The following is a 17,672-nucleotide window of genomic DNA, read 5'->3' on the forward strand; positions in this document are numbered from 1 at the left end:
GATGTCGTCGACTTCGCCGAGGTCCGTTGTGGTCGTCACGTCTGTAGTCAACTCGTCGTCCTTTGTTCAGTGATCTGTGTTGGCCACTGTGGTGAGGAGTTGGTCCAGGTTCAACGGGGGTAACCGGTGATCGGTATAGCTGCAGGTGGAGTGGCCAGGCAGGTTTGTCTCCCGCACGGTGGGAAACACCCTGGCGGTTCGTCCGGTGAAGGCCCAGATTTGCAGTCAGCAGAGCACGCCCAGCGCTGTCCTCTCGACGGGCGGATCACCGAAACGGAGACGCCATGTCGGTCGGACCGATCACAGAAGAGCCCATCCCTATGTCAACCCTCGACAGGTTGGCGATGGTGGTGGATTGCTTTCGTGACACGCCGCGGTTGACGCTGGGCGAGGTGGCCCGTCGAACCGGGATTCCGCGATCGTCCGTGCACAGGATGCTTCTGAAGCTAGTGAGGATGGATTGGCTTCGCAGAGAAGGCCTCGAGTACGAAATCGGCGACAAACTCGGCGATCTTGGGGCAATCTCGTTGTATCGAAACAAGTTCGAGAGGGTGGTGGTGCCGTTGTTGTACAACCTGCACCTCGTCACCAATCAGGCCGTACATCTCGGGGTCCTCGAGGGAAGCAACGTGCGATACCTTCAGAAGATCGGCAGCCAGGCGATACCTGACCTCCAGACAGGCGTTGGCTCACGCATCCCGGCGCGATCCTCGGCAATCGGCAAGGCACTCTTGGCAGCGGGCCGCCGTTCGACGGTCGCGCAACATTCCGCAATAGCCAACCATCGGTACGGTGTCGTATTCGGTACGTGTACTTCGGGTCTCGGCTGCATCGGTGTGCGGGTGGGTGCGCTGGGCGAAGCGGAAGTCGGTCTGTCGATCAGCGGCCCACTCGTTCGAGGCAAGATCGACGATCGACACGTTGCACCGGTACAGATGGCCGCGGTGGCAATCTCCCAGTATTTCGAGGTGCCGGGTGGTCGTCACCAGCAGACCGGTTAGCTCGGCAATGCGCAGAGTGCGCCTCCTCCGACTCCGCGTAAAGCGCAGTGGGGGAGACGCACTCGGATGAATCTGCGTCAGCGAAGAGCCGCAAGCGCGTCGATACGCTTGGCCGCGTCCTCCATGATGTTCTCGATCAGTTCCTTGCAGCTGGGCAGATCGTTGATCATTCCGACAACCTGGCCCGAGGCAAGCACGCCGGCTTCCGTATTGCCCTCGACCAGACCGGCCTTGAGCAACATCGGGGTATTCGCCGCCATGATGATTTGCATCAGCGTGCGGTCACCCGAGCGCTTCATCGCGAGGCCGTCCTTGGCGAGCGTCGACCACTTCATACCTGTCATTGCCTTGAACTTGGTGGCGTTCTTGGCAGCAGCGATCAAACCGGTTGCATAGCTGGAACCTTCGAGGCTGTTGACCAGGTCGGTGTTGAGCACACGATGAGGCATGCCGTCGACCTTGCGTGAGACCGTCGTATCCGTCAGTCCTCGCTTGAGGTATTCCTGCTTGACGGAGTCCGGCACCGAAGAGTCACTGGTGAGCAAGAAACGCGTCCCCATGGCGACACCGGCAGCGCCGTACGCCAACGCTGCGGCCAGCCCGCGGCCGTCGAAGAATCCGCCACCGGCGATGACCGGAATATCGACCGCGTCGAGAACCGAGGGAAGAAGCAATGTCGTTGCCACACCGCCGGTGTGACCACCACCTTCGCCGCCCTGGACGATGACGGCGTCCGCGCCCCAAGATGCAACCTTGACCGCATGCTTCGCGGCACCGATCGACGGTACGACGACGATGCCGTGGTCCTTGAGCTTGGCGATCAGTTCCTTCTTGGGAGCCAAGGCAAACGACGCGACCTTGACGCCCTCACGGATCAGCAGGTCCGCGCGCTGCGGCGCGTCGGTGGCGTCGGCACGCATGTTGACGCCGAACGGCTTGTCCGTGAGCTGTTTCGTCTTCTTGATCGCGTGCTCGAGCTCGTCGTAGGTCATCGTGGCCGAAGCCAGGATGCCGAGACCGCCCGCGTTGGCCGTCGCCGACGTCAGTGCTGGCCCGGAAACCCAGCCCATGCCTGTCTGCACGATCGGGTACTCGACACCGACCAGTTCGGTCAGTGCTGTCTTCAGAGTGGGGGTCATGCCGAGACCTCACGGTCCCGGAGGTTGCGCGGATCGAGGGTCTCGCGAATGAGGTGGAGCTCTTCGGCGGTGGGGTCACGGGTGATACCGGCCTCAGCGAGTCCGGCTACCTCGAACGAGGTGTTCGCGGCTACCTCTTCGGCGGTGACGCCGGGATGGAGGCTCAACGCGCGGAAGGTGTTTCCCGGTCCGCCGAAGTCGAAGACGCCGAGGTTGGTGACAACGCGGGGGATGTTCAGGTACTTGTATGCCGGGTTCTCGGGATCGATCTGGTCGTAGCCGACACCGCACACCACGTCGACCTTGTCGACGAACACGCGCTTGGAGTGCTTGGGGACGAAGTAGCTCGTCGCGTGGTTGATGGTGTTACCCGGGGCGCCGCGCACACCGAACATCTGACGCGTCGGCTGCTGAAGCGGGCCGAAGGCGGAGAGGTTCTGGTTGCCGTGGCGATCGAGCTGATTGGCGCCCATGACTACGTGGCGACGGCCCGAAGCGACGACGTCGAACACCTTACGGAAAGGCATCCATCCTTCGATGGGGCCCTTCGTTCCGACTGCCGGAGTGTCCTCGAGGATGAGGGCTTCACCATCGGTGATCAGCAGGTCGGGTTCGGTGGTGAGTCGAGCCAGGCGAGCGCCGATGGCGGACGACGTCGACATCGGGCTGGCCATGATTTCGCCTGCACCGGAGAAGATTTCAGCGCACGCGAGAACAACGTACTCTGCGCGGGTGACGGTGGATTCGCTCATTTTGCCTGCTCCCCTGCCTTTGATGAATCGGCAAACTTCTTTACTGCGGCTTGGTAGTCCTCTTCGCTGCCGGAGAGGAAGGTGTCGACGAACGTCTGCCACGACTCGGGGGTCTTGGCGGCCTCGGCGTAGTGACGCTGGAACTTCTCGTCGCGGCCGTAGCTTTCGCCGGCCAACGTGAAGTGGGCACCGTTCGGGGCCTCGACGACGGCGTCGACCATCATGCGGTTGAGCAGAAGATTCTGCAGTGGAACGGATTTGACCAGTTCCTCGGTCTCGACAATGCGTTCGACGGAGACGTAACGCTTTTCGGCGGCCATGCAGTACAGGTCGTCGAAGTACGGGTCGACACCGTTGTACGCGGCATTGCCGTGCTTGTCACCGAGATTGAGGTGAACGAACGACGCATCGAGGTTGAGTGCAGGCATCGCGATCAAGGTCTCGGAACGGCCGTCGGCCTCGGGGTACGGGGAGGTGACGGTCTTGAGTTCGTCGCCCCAGAAGTTGCGAACGTCCGAACCCAGGCCTGCGCGGATCGGGAGGAAAGGGAGGCGAGCGGCAGCGGCTTCGAGGCCGCACTTGACCATTCCCTCGTCCATCTCGCGGACTTCGATCTCACCGGCGGTGCGCGCCTTGGCAAACCACGGATCGTAGTACGGTGCGGAGTCCAGGGACACGAAACCGTAGTACGCCTTCTTGACCTTGCCGGCCGAGCACAGCAGCCCGAGATCCGGTCCGCCGTAAGTGACCACGGTCAGGTCCTTGATGTCCGAACGCAGAATCGCACGCACGAAGGCCATCGGCTTGCGGCGAGATCCCCAGCCGCCCAAGCCGATCGTCATTCCGCTGCGGAGCTCGCCGACTACCTCGTCGAGCGACTTCGTCTTGTCACGCTTGCTAGCCATGTTTGTCTCAGCCTTCCTTCTGGGTTGCGTTCTCGCGCGGCTTGCCGGTGGCGACGAATTCGTCGCGGTGTTCGTCGGACACACCGAGGAGGTTGAGTTCGAAGGTGTAGCCCTGCTCGAGGCGGTAGCTGCCCTTGACGTCGACCGGGTCGATGCCGTTGATGGCTTCCTTGGCGCACCGGATGATGCGGGTGTCCTTCGCGGCGATCTTCGCGGCGATCTCGCGAGCGCACTCGTCGAGCTTCTCGCGCGGGACCACGTCGTAGACGCTGCCGAACTGTTTGAGTGTGTGGGCGTCGACGCTCTGTGCGGTGTAGTAGAGCGTGCGCATCATGTGTTGCGGCACCAGACGTGAGAGGTGCGTGGCAGCGCCGAGTGCGCCGCGGTCGACCTCGGGGAGGGAGAAGATCGCGTCGTCGGAAGCGACGATCACGTCCGCGTTGCCGACCAGTCCGATGCCACCGCCGACACAGAATCCGTTGACGGCCACGACGACGGGTACAGCGCAGTCGTAGACGGCTGCGAAGGCCGCGGCGCAACCGCGGTTGGCGGCGACCAGTGCGTCGAATCCCTCGGTCGCCTGCATCTCCTTGATGTCGACGCCGGCGTTGAATCCGCGTCCCTCGGCTCGCAGGATCACCACGTGAGTGTTGAGATCCTTGCCCGCGTCGAGGATGGCGTCGGCAAGCTCGAACCATCCCTTGGACGGGATTGCATTGACCGGCGCGTAGTCGATGGTGACCGTGGTGATGCCGGTTCCGTCGGAGGAGGTGCTGATGCCCATATCGGGATTCCTTACGTCTGTGTACCAAACCAAGCGATTGCTTGGTAAGTTAGCACACAAGCGGAGCCGACAAGCCCGAGCAGAGTGCATTAGGAGACAAATATGAGTGGATTGGTCGACGGACGCGTAGTCATCATCACCGGGGCTGGTCGCGGGATCGGGCGTGCGCATGCCTTGGCGTTTGCTGCCGAGGGCGCCAAGGTCGTCGTCAACGACATCGGTGCGGGTGCCGACGGTTCCGAGACCGGTGAGAGTCCGGCCGAGCAGGTTGTCGCGGAGATCATCGCCGCCGGTGGCCAAGCAGTGGTCAACGGAGACGACGTGGCCGACTGGGCGGGCGCCGAGAATCTGATCAAGACCGCGATCGACACCTTCGGTGGCCTGGACGTACTCGTGAACAACGCGGGCTTCCTGCGGGACCGCATGCTGGTCGGCATGAGCGAAGGCGAGTGGGACGCGGTGATTCGCGTGCACCTCAAGGGGCACTTCGCGCCGCTGCGTCACGCTGCTGCCTACTGGCGCGCTGAGGCCAAGGCGGGCAAGACCGTCGACGCACGCATCATCAACACCAGTTCGGGTGCAGGACTGCAAGGTTCGATCGGCCAGGGTAACTACGCTGCCGCGAAGGCCGGTATCGCCGAGATGACCATCCAGGCCGCAGCCGAGCTCAAGAATTACGGCGTCAGTGTCAACGCGATCGCGCCTGCTGCGCGCACGCGCATGACCGTCGGCGCGGGTGGGGCGATGGCCGAGTCGATGGCAGCTCCCGAAGAGGGCTTCGATGCCATGGCGCCCGAGAACATCTCGCCGCTGGTCGTCTGGCTCGGTAGCGCCGAGTCCAAGGACGTCACGGGGCGGGTGTTCGAGGTCGAGGGCGGAAAGATCACCGTCGCGGAGGGCTGGCGTCACGGCCCGAGCGAGGACAAGGGTGACCGTTGGGACCCGAAGGAGATCGGGCCCGTCGTGGCAACGCTGTTGGAGAAGGCGGAGATTCCGACGCCGGTGTACGGGGCGTAGGGCCTCCGGCCCCGTGAGTGGTTAAGGAGTGCAGGGACTCCTTAACCACTCACAGGTGGTGTGCCGCCTACGCAGGCGCCCGAACCACCAACACGGTGCCGGGGAACTCTGCGGCGAGCTCGCGCCGCGAATGCTTCACGCAGGCTGTGCCGTAGCCCTTCTTGCGAGATTCCGGCGCGATCCAGATCGCCACGTTGACCTCTTGGCCGTCGAGTTCGCCGAAGACCAGGCCGACGCTCTTCGAGCCGTCACCGGAGACGTCCTCGGCGACGAACCAGGCAGCGGTCTCGTCGTCGATCCGGCCGAGGCCACCGACGCGCTCAGCTTCGATCCGATCCTCGCTCCACGGCTTGCCGTCTTCGCCGAGCTGCTCGCCCGAACGAATCGTGAACAGCGCCTTGTCTTCTGCGCTGTCGCTGAACGGACGCAGGGTGAAGTTCTGCCCGCTGCTCGCGGGACGATCGAGCGTCGTCCATTCGAGAGTGGCGTCGAGATTCTCCAGCTCGCCCTGGATGCGATCGCGCGCAGCCTTGGTGAGCGCACTGAACTTGAGGCTCAGAACTGCTTCGGCATTTGCTTCCGACGTGCCGAGGAGTTCCGCGACGGTGGTCAGTGCCTCCTGGTGGTCCTTGCTGTCGACCACTGCGTCCAGCACCTCGTGGCGACGCTCCAGCGCACGCACGAGGGCTGAGGTGATCTCGCGTCGGTCCAGGATTTGATCTTGAATATGCGTCGTCATATATGCGACTCCTTGCTGTGTTCGAGGCTCTGTCGAAACGCCGTGCGGACCGTACGAGTCAATAGTGCTCCAACTCGCTCGTTATGGCACGTGTTCAGCCTCCGGTGCGGCGAACGAGCCGTTCGTAGCGCTGGCGGGCAGCTTGAGTGCTGCCGAGCCCGAGTCCGAAGGCAATATCTTGCCAGGTCATGCCCCGTTCGCGGGCAATTCCGAGGAACAGCGCTTCCAGCTGTTCCATTTCGGCTCGGGCCTTGGGAATCAGAGTCAACGCAGCCATGACATCGGCGTCGTCGACCTCGGGTTCGTTCGGCTGCGGTGTGTCGGTCCCGCCGGCAAGACGAGCCACGACGCGCACCGCGCCGTAGGGCTCGAGCATCTCCGGATGAGATTGCCGCGCGCGCTGGCTTTGGGTCGCGCCGTGGCGCTCGCTGATCCGAAAGAGTCCGGCGTACTCGCGATGTGCGCGTTCGCGGCCGGAATCGATCGGTCTGAACTGGTCATCGGTCATGAACCCAGGCTGGCACGAACCCGGGCCGATGTAAACGTTTTGTTGTAAACAGTTCGTTTATTTCTTCAGTGGCTCGCACACGATGACGGGAATGATCCGGTCGGTCCAGGCCTGATAGTTGTCGAAATCCGGATACATCGCCGTCAACATCGGCCACAGTCGAGCGCGCTCGTCCTCGGTGGAGACGCGGGCTTTCATCGATCGGATCCGAGACTTGATCTGCACCGTCACCACCGGATCCGCCTTGATGTTGAGGTACCACATCGGGTTCTTCGGAAGACCACCTTGCGACGCCACCAGAATCACGTTCTCGCCGTCCTCGAGGAACAGCAACGGACTGATCCGCTCCTCGCCGGATTTGCGACCGGTGGTGGTGAGCAGGCAGATCGGCAGCCCGCGCGGGAACGCGCTGCCGACCCGCCACTTGCTACCCAGCCGCCCGTCGGTGGCGCGATACATGGCGACGTTTGCCTTCGACATCCACTTGATGATCTTGACCGTCGCCGGAGCGTCGAGTCCCTTGGGTTTAGCTGGGGGAGTAGTCATCTCAGATACGCTCGATGATGGTTCCGGTGGCCAGCGCGCCGCCGGCGCACATCGTGATCAGAGCCGTCGAGCCGTTGCGACGCTCCAATTCGTGCAGTGCGGTGGTGATCAGTCGAGAGCCCGTGCTGCCGACCGGATGGCCGAGAGCGAGCGCGCCGCCGTTGACATTGACGTTGTCGAAGTCAGGTTCGTGAACCTGAGCCCAGGACAGTGCGACGGATGCGAATGCTTCGTTGATCTCGAACAGATCGAGGTCGCCGATCTTCATTCCGCTCTTCTCCAGGACACGGCTGGTTGCCTGCACCGGTCCGTCGAGGTGGAATTCCGGTTCCGAGCCGACCAGGGCCTGGGCGATGATGCGGGCTCGCGGCTTCAACCCGAGTGCGCGAGCCTTGTCCTCGTCCATGAGCAGGACTGCGGCTGCACCGTCGGAGATCTGGGAAGACGTTCCGGCCGTGTGAATCCCGCCTTCGAGGACGGGCTTCAGTCGGGCTAGGGACTCGGCCGTCGTATCGCGCAGGCCCTGATCGCGATTGACGAGCTTCGTCTCGCCCGTGAGGTTTCCTTCCTTGTCGACCTGGGGCGCCGAAAGTTCGAGAACCTCGCGGTCGAAACGCCCTTCCTCCCAGGCCTGCTTGGCCAGCGCCTGCGAGCGGACGCCGAGGGCTTCGATGTCGTCACGGGTCAGTCCGCGTCGACGCGCGATGCGTTCCGCAGCTTCGAACTGGTTGGGCATGTCGATGTCCCACGTCGCAGGCCGACGCGGTCCGGCCTGATCGCCGACGTTTGCGCCGAGGGGAACCTGGCTCATGGCTTCGATGCCGCAGGCGATGCCGGCGTCGATGGCGCCGGTGGCAATCAGACCGGCGATCAGATGGTTCGCCTGCTGGGCCGAACCGCACTGGCAGTCCACGGTGGTTGCGCCGGTCTGCCACGGAAGTCCGGCGTGCAGCCAAGCCGTGCGCGTGATGTTGTTGGACTGAGCGCCGGCCTGGGTGACGCAGCCGCCGATCACCTGCTCGATCAGCAACGGGTCGATTCCCGACCGGTCGAGAACGCCCTTTTGTGCCGCTCCGAGGATCTCGGCGGCGTGCAGACCGGCGAGCCAACCTCCGCGCTTGCCGATCGGTGTACGGACAGCCTCGACGATTACTGGTGTGCCCACAGCGGGCTCCTTTCCTTGTAATGAAAAAGTAGAACAGGTTCTCTGCGGGAAGCAAGACCTGCCGACGTTTCCTTTCCTAGTAAGCAGTCTTGTGTTTCAATGAGAGTAGAACGTGTTACACATCACGGATCCCCATCACCCCTGTGATGAAAAGGCTTAGGGCAGGAGACATCAGTGGCACAGCCCGCATTCCCCGAGGGAATCGACTTCACGGACCCCGACATCTACGCGGAACGCATGCCGTTCGAGGAGTTCGCCGAACTCCGGAAGACGGCCCCCGTGTGGTGGAATCCGCAGCCCCCGGAAATCGGTGGATTCCAGGACGAGGGCTTCTGGGTGGTCACCCGTCATGAAGAGGTCAAGGAGGTCTCGCAGCGAAGCGACATCTTCTCGACCCACGAGAACACTGCGATTCCTCGCTTCGCCGACGACATCCCGCGTGAGAACGTCGAGATGCAGCGATTCATCCTCATCAACAAGGACGCTCCGGAGCACACCAAGCTTCGCAAGCTGGTTTCGCGTGGATTCACCCCGCGAGCCATCAACAGCCTGCGCGAAGAACTGACCGAGCGCGCCGAAAAGATCGTCAAGACTGCGGCTGCCGGTGGTGCCGGAGACTTCGTGGTTCAGGTCGCGTCCGAACTTCCGCTGCAGGCAATCGCCGAGCTTCTCGGTGTGCCGCAGGAAGATCGAATGAAGCTCTTCGACTGGTCCAACCAGATGACGTCCTACGACGATCCTGAGTTCGACATCGACCCGCAGGCAGCGTCGATGGAGATTCTGGGATACGCGTACCAGATGGCGGATCAGCGCAAGAAGTGTCCCGCCGATGACATCGTCACCAAGCTCATCGAAGCTGACATCGACGGAAATGAGCTCTCCCCAGAGGAATTCGGCTTCTTCGTGATTCTGCTTGCGGTCGCGGGTAACGAGACCACTCGCAATGCCATCACACACGGCATGGTTGCCTTCCTCGACAATCCCGACCAGTGGGAGCTGTACAAGAAGGAACGCCCGAAGACTGCGGCCGACGAGATCGTTCGTTGGGCCACCCCGGTGACCTCTTTCCAGCGGACCGCGCTCGAAGACACCGAACTCGGGGGACAGAAGATCAAGAAGGGCGATCGCGTCGTGATGATGTACGCGTCGGCCAACTTCGACGAAGACGTCTTCGAGAACCCCACGAAGTTCGACATCATGCGTGACCCCAATCCGCACCTCGGATTCGGCGGCACGGGTGCGCACTTCTGCATCGGCGCCAACTTGGCTCGTCTCGAAATCGATCTGATCTTCAACGCGATCGCCGATCACCTACCCGACATCACCAGGCTCGGCGATCCCCGTCGCCTGCGCTCGGGCTGGCTCAACGGCATCAAAGAGTTTCAGGTTGATTACAAGACATCGGGCTGCCCGGTCAAACACTGATCCGGACATATACTGACCTGGTAACCGGCGAGTAGGTTCTGTGTAGGTTTTCGGGAGTTGCCTCTGCACTCTCGAACACGCAGAACTACAGTAGACGTTCCGGGGGGCCACTAGTTGGCAACCTGGAACTGCGGCGGCGTCTGCGGGATCCCTCATCTCCCGTAGGCGCCGCCGTTTGTAGTTCAATCTCTAATTCAGCCGCCGTATGGCTTGGTGATCGCTTCCAGGAAATGTCCCGACGGGTCGAGGAAGTAGACCCCACGCCCACCGTCGTTGGTGTTGAAGCCGGTACTCGACTGGCGCGGATCGGCCCAGTGATCAAGTTTCAACGCCTGTATCCGCTGGTAGATGCCGTCGAAGTCATCTTCGGAGACGAGGAAAGCGTAGTGCTGAGACGCAACCTCGGCGCCCTCTTCCACCTGTGCGAAGTCCAGTGTCACCCCGTGCTCGAGTTCGACGCCGAGAAAGTAGCCGGCCTCGACCGGGCCTGGCAGACCGAACATGTGAGTGAAGAACCACGCAGACTCTTGTCGGTCTTTTGCGGCGATGATGGTGTGGTTGAACGAAATGGTCATGAGTGACCCCTTGCAGTACGACGCCTCCATGCCTGACGCAGTCCGTCATCGACACGCGACGTTGGCAACCAGGAAACCATTTCAGGGTTCTCGGTGCAAGTACGACAGGCTGATTCGAATACGACGAGAGCGGCCCCGGTCGATGACCGGGGCCGCTCTCGTACTGTGGGTTCTCAGGCTTTGCGTGCCGTCTTCATCGCACGGTCCACTTCCCAGAATGCTCGAAGCGACGCGATCTTGCCTGCGTCGTTCACGCGATAGACGAACACGCCCTCGGCGTCGATGATCGAGCCGCCGATGGTGGTCCGGATCTTGCCGATGTTGACGTTCTCGTTGCCGCACACCAGTGAATCGTCGATCAGAAACTCGAGCTTGTCCGCGGTCGCGATCGTCATGTCGTAGAACTTGGAGATCGCTTCGCGTCCGTGATGGCCTTTGCCCTCGGGATCGAATCCCGACGGCCCGACCGGATCCTCCACCCAACCGTCCTCGGCGAAGAGGTCCAGCCAGGCTTCCTTGTTCTTGCCACTCGCTGCGGCGCGCGAAGCGTTACCCGCGACGCGGGCGGGGTGTTCGTCAGTCATCGCGACTCCTCAGTTGATGTACTGCTCGGCGAACTTACGCATCGAATCCTGCTTTGCCTCCAGCGGGGCATCGAAGCCGATTCCGTCGAAAACCCAAGGTACGGTGATGATGTCCGTGACGCCGGCATCTTCGAGTTCTGCGTAACCGTCCTTGCCGAAACGGTCGATGCACACCGTCTGGATTTCGAACGGCTCGTTCTCGCGGCCGTACTCGGCGCGTAGTTCGCGTAGTCGTGCGATCACACCCACCAGGTCGTCGAACTTGATCATCGCCGAGGTCCAACCGTCGCCGACTCGCGCAGCACGCTTGAGCGCCACCTCGGTGTGGCCGCCGACGTAGAACGGAACCGGCTTGGTGGGAGCCGGACTCATCTGCAGGCGATCGAAATCGAAGAACTCGCCGTGATACTCGACCATCCCGCCGCCGAGAATTAGTTTGAGAACGTCGATCATCTCGTCCACTCGGGCGCCGCGACGCTTGTACGGAGCGCCGCACCACTCGAACTCTTCAGGAGCCCAACCGATTCCGACACCGAAGCCGAAACGGTTGTTCGTCAATGCCGCTACCGATCCGACCTGCCGCGCGAGCAGGACCGGATTGCGGCTACCCAGCTTGAGCACCTGGGTGTAGAACTCGATCTTCTCGGTCACCGCGCCCATTGCAGCTGCGGCGATCAGCGGATCGACCCAGGGGGTCTCGGCATTCCACATCCGAGACCCGTCCGGGGTGTACGGGTAATCCGCCGCCTGCGTTTCCATGAAGAACAGTGAATCGGGGAGAGCGATCGACGAAAAGCCGCATTCTTCGGCCGTTTTGGCGATACCGGCTAACTGGTCCAAGGGGTTCATGGCAACCCCGACGGTGTACTTCATCTTCGGTCTCTTCCTGATCGGCGTGTGTGCTGCTGTTACGTGGTGGGACGTTCGGAGCCGACGACCCACATCGAGAAGTACTGCGAGCCACCGCCGTAGGCATGGCCGAGAGCCTTGCGCGCGTCGGCCACCTGGTGATCGCCGGCGCGGTGCATGACCTGCATCGCCGACTCGGCAAAACGGATCATGCCCGAGGCGCCGATCGGGTTGGAAGAGAGAACACCGCCCGAGGCATTGACCGGGAGCTTGCCGCCGATCGCGGTTTCGCCGGCCTCGGTCAGCTTCCAGCCCTGGCCTTCCTCCGCGAAACCGAGGTTCTCGAGCCACATCGGCTCGAACCACGAGAACGGGACATAGATTTCGGCGCAGTCGATTTCGTTGAGCGGATCGGTGATTCCCGCGGACTTCCACAGCGCGGCCGCGGCGTCACGGCCGGCCTGCGGATTGACCTGATCGCGTCCGGCATAGAAGGTCGGCTCGGTGCGCATGGCGGTTGCGTGGATCCACGCGACCGAACGACCCTCGGCCTCGACCTGTGCGGCCGCTTCCTCGTTGCCGATCACCAGAGCGCACGCGCCGTCCGAGGACGGGCAGGTCTCGTCGTAGCGGATCGGATCCCAAAGCATCTGAGATGCCTGCACCGATTCGAAGGTGATGTCCGGCTGCCGCAGGTGCGCATACGGATTGAGGCTGCCGTTGAGCCGATCTTTCACCGCGACGAGGTAGCCGATGTGCTCCGGTGCGCCCGATCGACGAATGTACGAACGGACGTGCGGGGCGAAGTATCCACCGGCGCCGGCGCCGACAGGCATGTTGAACGGTACCGGTGTGGACAGCGCCCACATGGCGTTCGACTCGGACTGCTTCTCCCAGGAAACCGTCAGAACCCGCTTGTGGACACCGGATTTGACCAGGCTGGAGGCGACGATAGCCGTCGAACCACCCACCGAGCCGGCAGTGTGAACACGCAGCAACGGCTTTCCGTTGGCGCCAAGGGCATCCGACATGGCGAGTTCGGGCATCATCGAACCCTCGAACAGGTCGGGGGCCTTTCCGATGACGACGGCGTCGATGTCGTCCCAGCCGACGTTGGCGTCGAGCATCGCGGCGTCGATGGCTTCACGAACCAAGCCCGCCATCGAGACATCATGACGCTTTGCGACGTAGTGAGTTTGGCCGGTGCCGAGCACGGCCGCGAGTTGAGGCGTTCCGGCCATCAGTTCCGTCCCTCCAAGACTGCTACCAGGTTCTGCTGCAGCACAGGGCCGCTTGTTGCATGGGCCAGAGCGCGATTCGCCTGGCCGTCGAAGATTGCCTTGGCGGCGTGGCCGATTCGTTCCAGACCACCGGCGAACAGTGGGTTGCCGCTGAGCGGACCGCCGGACGGATTGATCGTGGTGGCGTCGGTCAGGCCGATCGCTTCCTTCAAGATCAATTCCTGGTGAGTGAACGGCGCGTGCAGTTCGGCGACGTCGATGTTGCCGACCTCGCCGCCCGTTGCCGCCTTGGCTGCCGACGTTGTGGACGGCGAGGTGGTCAGGTCACGGGCACCCTGGTTGGGGGAGTCGATGCGATGCTCGAGTCCGGTGATCCACGCCGGCCGCTCGCAGAGATCGCGGGCGCGGTTACCCGAGGCCAGCACGATTGCTGCCGCACCATCGGTGATGGGCGCACAATCGTGTGCGCGCAACGGATCTGCGAGGAACGGGCTGGCGAGTAGTGCCTCGATGTCGACCTCGCCTGCGAGCTGAGCCTTCGGATTACTCAGCGCGTGACGACGGCTGCGAGCGGCAACCTCCGCCATGTCCTCTTGCGTCCACTTACCCGCGTCGAGTCCGAGTCGGGCTTGAAGTCCGGCGATCGAGACGGAGTCCGGCCACAGCGGAGTGACGAGGTACGGATCGAGCTGCATGGACAGGATCTTGCGCAGGTGCCCGGCGGAGGATTTGCCGAAGCCGTACACCAGCGCGGTCTCGACCTCGCCGGTCAAGATCTTGATCCACGCTTCGTAGAAGGCCCACGCAGCATCCATCTCGACGTGAGATTCGTTGATCGGCGGGACCGCTCCGATGGAGTCGATGGCCGAGATGAAGGAGAACGCTCGTCCGGCCAGGTAATCGGAAGATCCGGAGCACCAGAAGCCGATGTCGGACTTGGTGATTCCCAGATCGCTGTAGAGCTGCTGGAAGCACGGGACGAGCATCTCGACGCCGTTGGTGGTGCCGTTGGTTTCGCGGACGTGGGGTGCCTGAGCAAAGCCCACGACTGCGATGTCTGCAGAAGTCATTTCAGGAGCCTCACAGGTGGTGTTGGAAGGTGGAGTACTCGGCGTCGGGTTCACCTGTCGGCCGGAAGTATTCGATGTTCTCGAGGGTGTAACCCCACTCTTCGCGAGGCTTCCACTTGGCTTCGACGCGCATGCCCATGCGTACGTCCGCGGCATCACATTCGAGGATCAAGTGCAGGAACGGAATGTCGGCTCCGTCGAGAAGCACGTAGGCGGCCACGTAGGGCGGTTTGATTCGCTGCCCGAGGAACGGGACGTTGACGATGCAGAAGGTGGTGACAATTCCCTTGTCGGGCAGTTCGATCTGCTCGCTCGTCGGCTTCCCGTTGGTGGGATTCGCGCCGCGCGGTGGGATGTAGATCTTGTCTTCGGGTCCGCTGCGACCACCGATCAGTTTGCCTTCTGCGAGACCGCGGAGGTAGAAGCTCTCCTCGGCCGAAGCGGAATGCATGAAGTGCAGGTCGACAGGCGTCGTGATCATGGTGACAGGATCGGCGCTGGAATCGACTGTCGCGATTCCATTTTCGCTCTCACCTGGTTCGAAGCACTCGATGTCCTTGATCTGCCCGATCCGCTCCGACGCCCAGCGAGCACGAACCCGCAGGCCGGTGCTGATGTCGTCGGGGGAGTCGACGTCGACCGCGTGGAGCATGGACGTGTCCGCGCCGTCGAGCTTGATCAGGGCCCACGCGAAAGGCTTCGTCAGGGGTTGACCCTCGATGGGTTCGGGCATCCACGTCCAACTCACGACCGTTCCGCCGTCGGAGACTCCGACGAAGTCGGTCAGTGGTTCGGCCGTATCCGGATCGAATTCCGGTGGCGGCACGAAGACACGACCGTTCGACCCACGTGCGCCGATCACCTTGCGATCACGCAGGGCAGTCACGAACGCGCCGATGGTCGGTCCCGTCGATCTGGTGTAGTCGAAATGGAGATTCAATGGTGCGCTCAGGGGCTTGTCGGCCACCCCGCTCTTTCCGATGGTCACAAGATCGAGTAGAACAGGTTCTAGAGATTGTGGCAAGAGTCACTTCTGATCACCGGCAATGTGGAGGCCTGCGATGAAGCTTGGGTTGCAACTCGGATACTGGGGCGCACAGCCGCCGGCAAACGCCCCGGAACTGATCGAGGCCGCGGAAGGCGCGGGATTCGACGCGGTCTTCGCGGCGGAGTCGTGGGGCTCGGACGCATTCACCCCGCTTGCCTGGTGGGGATCGCGCACCGAGAACGTCCGTCTCGGCACCTCCGTCGTACAGATTTCGGCGCGAACACCGACCAGCTGTGCCATGCACGCGCTCACTCTCGATCACCTCAACGGTGGGCGAACGATCCTCGGGCTCGGCGTATCCGGACCGCAGGTCGTCGAAGGTTGGTACGGCCAGCCATTCGAGAAGCCGCTCGCGCGCACCCGCGAATACGTCTCGATCGTGCGCCAGGTCCTCGCCCGTGAAGCGCCCGTCACCAGCCCCGGCCCCCACTACCCTCTGCCGTATGCGGGACCGGGCAGTTCGGGACTTGGCAAGCCGCTCAAGCCCATTACGCACCCGCTGCGTGCGGACATCCCGATCTGGCTCGGCGCCGAAGGGCCGAAGAACGTCGCGCTCGCCGGTGAAATCGCCGACGGGTGGCTGGCGATCTACTACACCCCGCGCCTGGCCCCGATGTACAACAAGTGGCTCGACGAAGGCTTCGCTCGCGCCGGGGCCCGTCGTAGTCGCGAAGACTTCGAGGTGGCCGCCACGTGCCAGGTCATCGTGACCGACGATCGTGCCGCCGCCATCGCCGCTCTCAAGCCGATGACCGCCCTCTACGTCGGCGGAATGGGCGCCCCGGAGTTGAACTTTCACGCACAGGTCTACAAGCGGATGGGCTACGAGAAGGAGGTCGACGAGATCGGTCGCCTCTTCATGTCGGGTCGCAAGGACGAAGCTGCTGCCGTCGTCCCCGACGAGATGGTCACCGAGACCATGATCATCGGCAACGTCGACGAGGTGCGCGCGGACGTGAAGCGTTGGGAGGAAGCCGGAGTCACGATGCTGCTGGTGACCTGCCGCGACGCCGACCATGTGCGAGAGCTCGCGGCCGCGGTGGGTGGTTGAGCGGGGCACCCCCTTTTTTCGAGCGAACGGAATGCTCGAGCACTAATTTCCCAACCTCAGTGCCGCCGCCAGCCTCCTGCCACATCGCGTGAACGTATCGCTGCCCTTCTCTGACAGGGGGAGCGATACGTTCACAGGGCGGAGGGTTATCCACAGGTCGGTGTAAATGCCTGATTGGCAAGGGCCTGCGCGGCCGGGAAAGCCCATGATGTCTCCATGAGAAGGGGCGAATGGGGAGACGATCCGAGTGTGCTGATCGTTGCGAGCACGGATGGCGTAATTCGCGTGGCAGAGCTGACCAGATTGGGTGTGTCGGACACAGCGATTGCCGGGCGATGCCGCACGGGCGGTACTTGGCAGCGAATGCTTCCCGGCATAGTTCTGCTGGGGAACGGTTATCCGACGCCGCGACAGCGCACGATCGCTGCATTGATGTTCTGCGGCCGCGGATCGATGGTCACTGGAAAAGCCGCTATGGCGCAGCATGGCTATCGTCCGCACTCCGGCGAGGTTCAAATCTTGATGCCCATGCATCGCAGGGTGCAATCGACCGGATTCGTCGTGGTCGAAAGGACTGTAAGGCTGCCGACGCCACTGACACGTAGCGGAATTGATTGCGCGCCACTGGTTCGGGCGGTACTCGATGCTGCACGGCGATGCAAGACTTTGGATAGTGCTCGCGCGTTGATTGCAGACGTCGTTCAACGAGGTGACGTTGTGGTTCGTGATCTGTCCAAAGAGTTGGAAGCCGGAAGTATTCGCGGTAGCGCGTTGCCCCGCAAAGTTTTGCGGGAGGTGGATGCCAACGTGCATTCGGTGCCGGAGGCAGAGGCCCGCGAGCTCTGGAGGAGAACCGGGCTGCCCGAAATGGTATTCAACCGTGAGATCTGCGACGCAAATGGGAAATTCATTGCAATGCCCGACGGGTGGATCGATTCTGTGGCTTTTGCGTGGGACATCGATTCACTGGACTGGCATCTGTCACCTGGGGACTACCGGGCGACGGTCGAGCGTCGGACTCGTATGCAGAACGCGGGCATCATCGTGCTTCCGACTGTGCCGAGCGCGTTGCGCGCAGAGCCCGAGCGCGTGATAAGCGACCTGCGTGCGCATTTTGCGCTGGCCGCGTCACGGCCGCGTCCGAGGGTGTCAATCAGTGCCAGACCCGGAGGGTGAACGTATCGCTCCCCTTGTCAGACAAGGGGAGCGATACGTTCACGCGATCGGGGAGCGGTGGTGCGCAGAGCGGTGGTGTGGGGAGCGGTGCTGTGCA

General features: G+C 62.7%; 19 protein-coding genes. 5 read left to right on the forward strand and 14 right to left on the reverse strand.

Going from position 1 to position 17,672, the window contains the following annotated elements:
- Positions 1 to 320: 320 nt before the first annotated feature.
- Entirely contained in the window at positions 321 to 1,001 is a 681-nt protein-coding gene (locus RA302_RS04425) for a helix-turn-helix domain-containing protein (protein WP_223257971.1), read from the forward strand.
- Between the two features lie 77 nt (positions 1,002 to 1,078).
- Here RA302_RS04425 and RA302_RS04430 read toward each other — a convergent pair whose 3' ends face one another.
- From RA302_RS04430 to echA20, 4 genes are read right to left on the reverse strand one after another with little or no spacing between them, the layout of a single operon-like run.
- Positions 1,079 to 2,140 carry a nitronate monooxygenase gene (locus tag RA302_RS04430; RefSeq protein ID WP_019746967.1) on the reverse strand — a complete coding sequence of 354 codons (1,062 nt, stop codon included), beginning with the start codon at positions 2,138 to 2,140 and terminating at the stop codon, positions 1,079 to 1,081.
- The gene (locus RA302_RS04435) at positions 2,137 to 2,892 is read right to left on the reverse strand and encodes a CoA-transferase (RefSeq protein WP_166501858.1); all 756 of its coding nucleotides are present in this window, start codon (positions 2,890 to 2,892) and stop codon (positions 2,137 to 2,139) included. Before RA302_RS04435 ends, RA302_RS04430 begins: the two co-directional genes overlap by 4 nt.
- The gene (ipdA, locus tag RA302_RS04440) at positions 2,889 to 3,797 is read right to left on the reverse strand and encodes a cholesterol ring-cleaving hydrolase subunit IpdA (RefSeq protein WP_166501859.1); all 909 of its coding nucleotides are present in this window, start codon (positions 3,795 to 3,797) and stop codon (positions 2,889 to 2,891) included. Before ipdA ends, RA302_RS04435 begins: the two co-directional genes overlap by 4 nt.
- Positions 3,798 to 3,804: 7 nt before the next feature.
- The gene (gene echA20, locus RA302_RS04445) at positions 3,805 to 4,581 is read right to left on the reverse strand and encodes a (7aS)-7a-methyl-1,5-dioxo-2,3,5,6,7,7a-hexahydro-1H-indene-carboxyl-CoA hydrolase (protein WP_003945611.1); all 777 of its coding nucleotides are present in this window, start codon (positions 4,579 to 4,581) and stop codon (positions 3,805 to 3,807) included.
- Positions 4,582 to 4,683: 102 nt separating this feature from the next.
- On the opposite strand from echA20, the gene RA302_RS04450 reads away from it, so the two are divergent.
- Positions 4,684 to 5,598 (forward strand): SDR family oxidoreductase, encoded by a 915-nt coding sequence (locus RA302_RS04450; protein WP_020906294.1) that lies wholly within the window; start codon positions 4,684 to 4,686, stop codon positions 5,596 to 5,598.
- Between the two features lie 67 nt (positions 5,599 to 5,665).
- Here the strand turns inward: RA302_RS04450 and RA302_RS04455 are convergent, their stop codons facing one another.
- The 4 genes from RA302_RS04455 to RA302_RS04470 form a co-directional block, all read right to left on the reverse strand.
- Complete coding sequence (locus RA302_RS04455) at positions 5,666 to 6,337, reverse strand: hypothetical protein (protein WP_060938400.1); 672 nt, start codon at positions 6,335 to 6,337, stop codon at positions 5,666 to 5,668.
- Between the two features lie 94 nt (positions 6,338 to 6,431).
- Positions 6,432 to 6,845: a hypothetical protein gene (locus RA302_RS04460; RefSeq protein ID WP_021342917.1), complete on the reverse strand. Its 414-nt coding sequence runs from the start codon at positions 6,843 to 6,845 to the stop codon at positions 6,432 to 6,434.
- A 57-nt stretch (positions 6,846 to 6,902) separates the two neighbouring features.
- Complete coding sequence (locus tag RA302_RS04465; RefSeq protein ID WP_029254509.1) at positions 6,903 to 7,391, reverse strand: nitroreductase family deazaflavin-dependent oxidoreductase; 489 nt, start codon at positions 7,389 to 7,391, stop codon at positions 6,903 to 6,905.
- 1 nt (position 7,392) lies between these two features.
- On the reverse strand, positions 7,393 to 8,556 hold the full coding sequence (locus tag RA302_RS04470) for a steroid 3-ketoacyl-CoA thiolase (protein WP_019746975.1): 1,164 nt from the start codon (positions 8,554 to 8,556) through the stop codon (positions 7,393 to 7,395).
- Positions 8,557 to 8,730: 174 nt separating this feature from the next.
- On the opposite strand from RA302_RS04470, the gene RA302_RS04475 reads away from it, so the two are divergent.
- On the forward strand, positions 8,731 to 9,981 hold the full coding sequence (locus tag RA302_RS04475; RefSeq protein WP_003945573.1) for a cytochrome P450: 1,251 nt from the start codon (positions 8,731 to 8,733) through the stop codon (positions 9,979 to 9,981).
- A 194-nt stretch (positions 9,982 to 10,175) separates the two neighbouring features.
- Here RA302_RS04475 and RA302_RS04480 read toward each other — a convergent pair whose 3' ends face one another.
- The 6 genes from RA302_RS04480 to RA302_RS04505 form a co-directional block, all read right to left on the reverse strand.
- Positions 10,176 to 10,556 (reverse strand): VOC family protein, encoded by a 381-nt coding sequence (locus tag RA302_RS04480; protein WP_020906296.1) that lies wholly within the window; start codon positions 10,554 to 10,556, stop codon positions 10,176 to 10,178.
- Positions 10,557 to 10,729: 173 nt separating this feature from the next.
- Entirely contained in the window at positions 10,730 to 11,140 is a 411-nt protein-coding gene (locus RA302_RS04485) for a nuclear transport factor 2 family protein (protein WP_019746977.1), read from the reverse strand.
- 9 nt (positions 11,141 to 11,149) lie between these two features.
- Positions 11,150 to 12,013: a TIGR03619 family F420-dependent LLM class oxidoreductase gene (locus RA302_RS04490; protein ID WP_019746978.1), complete on the reverse strand. Its 864-nt coding sequence runs from the start codon at positions 12,011 to 12,013 to the stop codon at positions 11,150 to 11,152.
- A 35-nt stretch (positions 12,014 to 12,048) separates the two neighbouring features.
- Positions 12,049 to 13,230 carry a thiolase domain-containing protein gene (locus tag RA302_RS04495; protein WP_003945946.1) on the reverse strand — a complete coding sequence of 394 codons (1,182 nt, stop codon included), beginning with the start codon at positions 13,228 to 13,230 and terminating at the stop codon, positions 12,049 to 12,051.
- The gene (locus RA302_RS04500) at positions 13,230 to 14,300 is read right to left on the reverse strand and encodes a thiolase domain-containing protein (protein ID WP_166501860.1); all 1,071 of its coding nucleotides are present in this window, start codon (positions 14,298 to 14,300) and stop codon (positions 13,230 to 13,232) included. Before RA302_RS04500 ends, RA302_RS04495 begins: the two co-directional genes overlap by 1 nt.
- Positions 14,301 to 14,310: 10 nt before the next feature.
- The gene (locus RA302_RS04505; protein WP_019746979.1) at positions 14,311 to 15,288 is read right to left on the reverse strand and encodes an OB-fold nucleic acid binding domain-containing protein; all 978 of its coding nucleotides are present in this window, start codon (positions 15,286 to 15,288) and stop codon (positions 14,311 to 14,313) included.
- A 73-nt stretch (positions 15,289 to 15,361) separates the two neighbouring features.
- Here RA302_RS04505 and RA302_RS04510 point away from each other — a divergent pair, with 73 nt between their 5' ends.
- A complete protein-coding gene (locus RA302_RS04510; protein ID WP_019746980.1) occupies positions 15,362 to 16,399 on the forward strand; it encodes an LLM class F420-dependent oxidoreductase in 1,038 nt (345 codons plus the stop codon).
- Between the two features lie 216 nt (positions 16,400 to 16,615).
- Positions 16,616 to 17,575: a hypothetical protein gene (locus RA302_RS04515; RefSeq protein WP_019746981.1), complete on the forward strand. Its 960-nt coding sequence runs from the start codon at positions 16,616 to 16,618 to the stop codon at positions 17,573 to 17,575.
- Positions 17,576 to 17,672: the final 97 nt, after the last annotated feature.

The sequence above is a fragment of the Rhodococcus sp. DN22 genome (assembly GCF_036669995.1).
Lineage (GTDB): Bacteria > Actinomycetota > Actinomycetes > Mycobacteriales > Mycobacteriaceae > Rhodococcus_F > Rhodococcus_F erythropolis.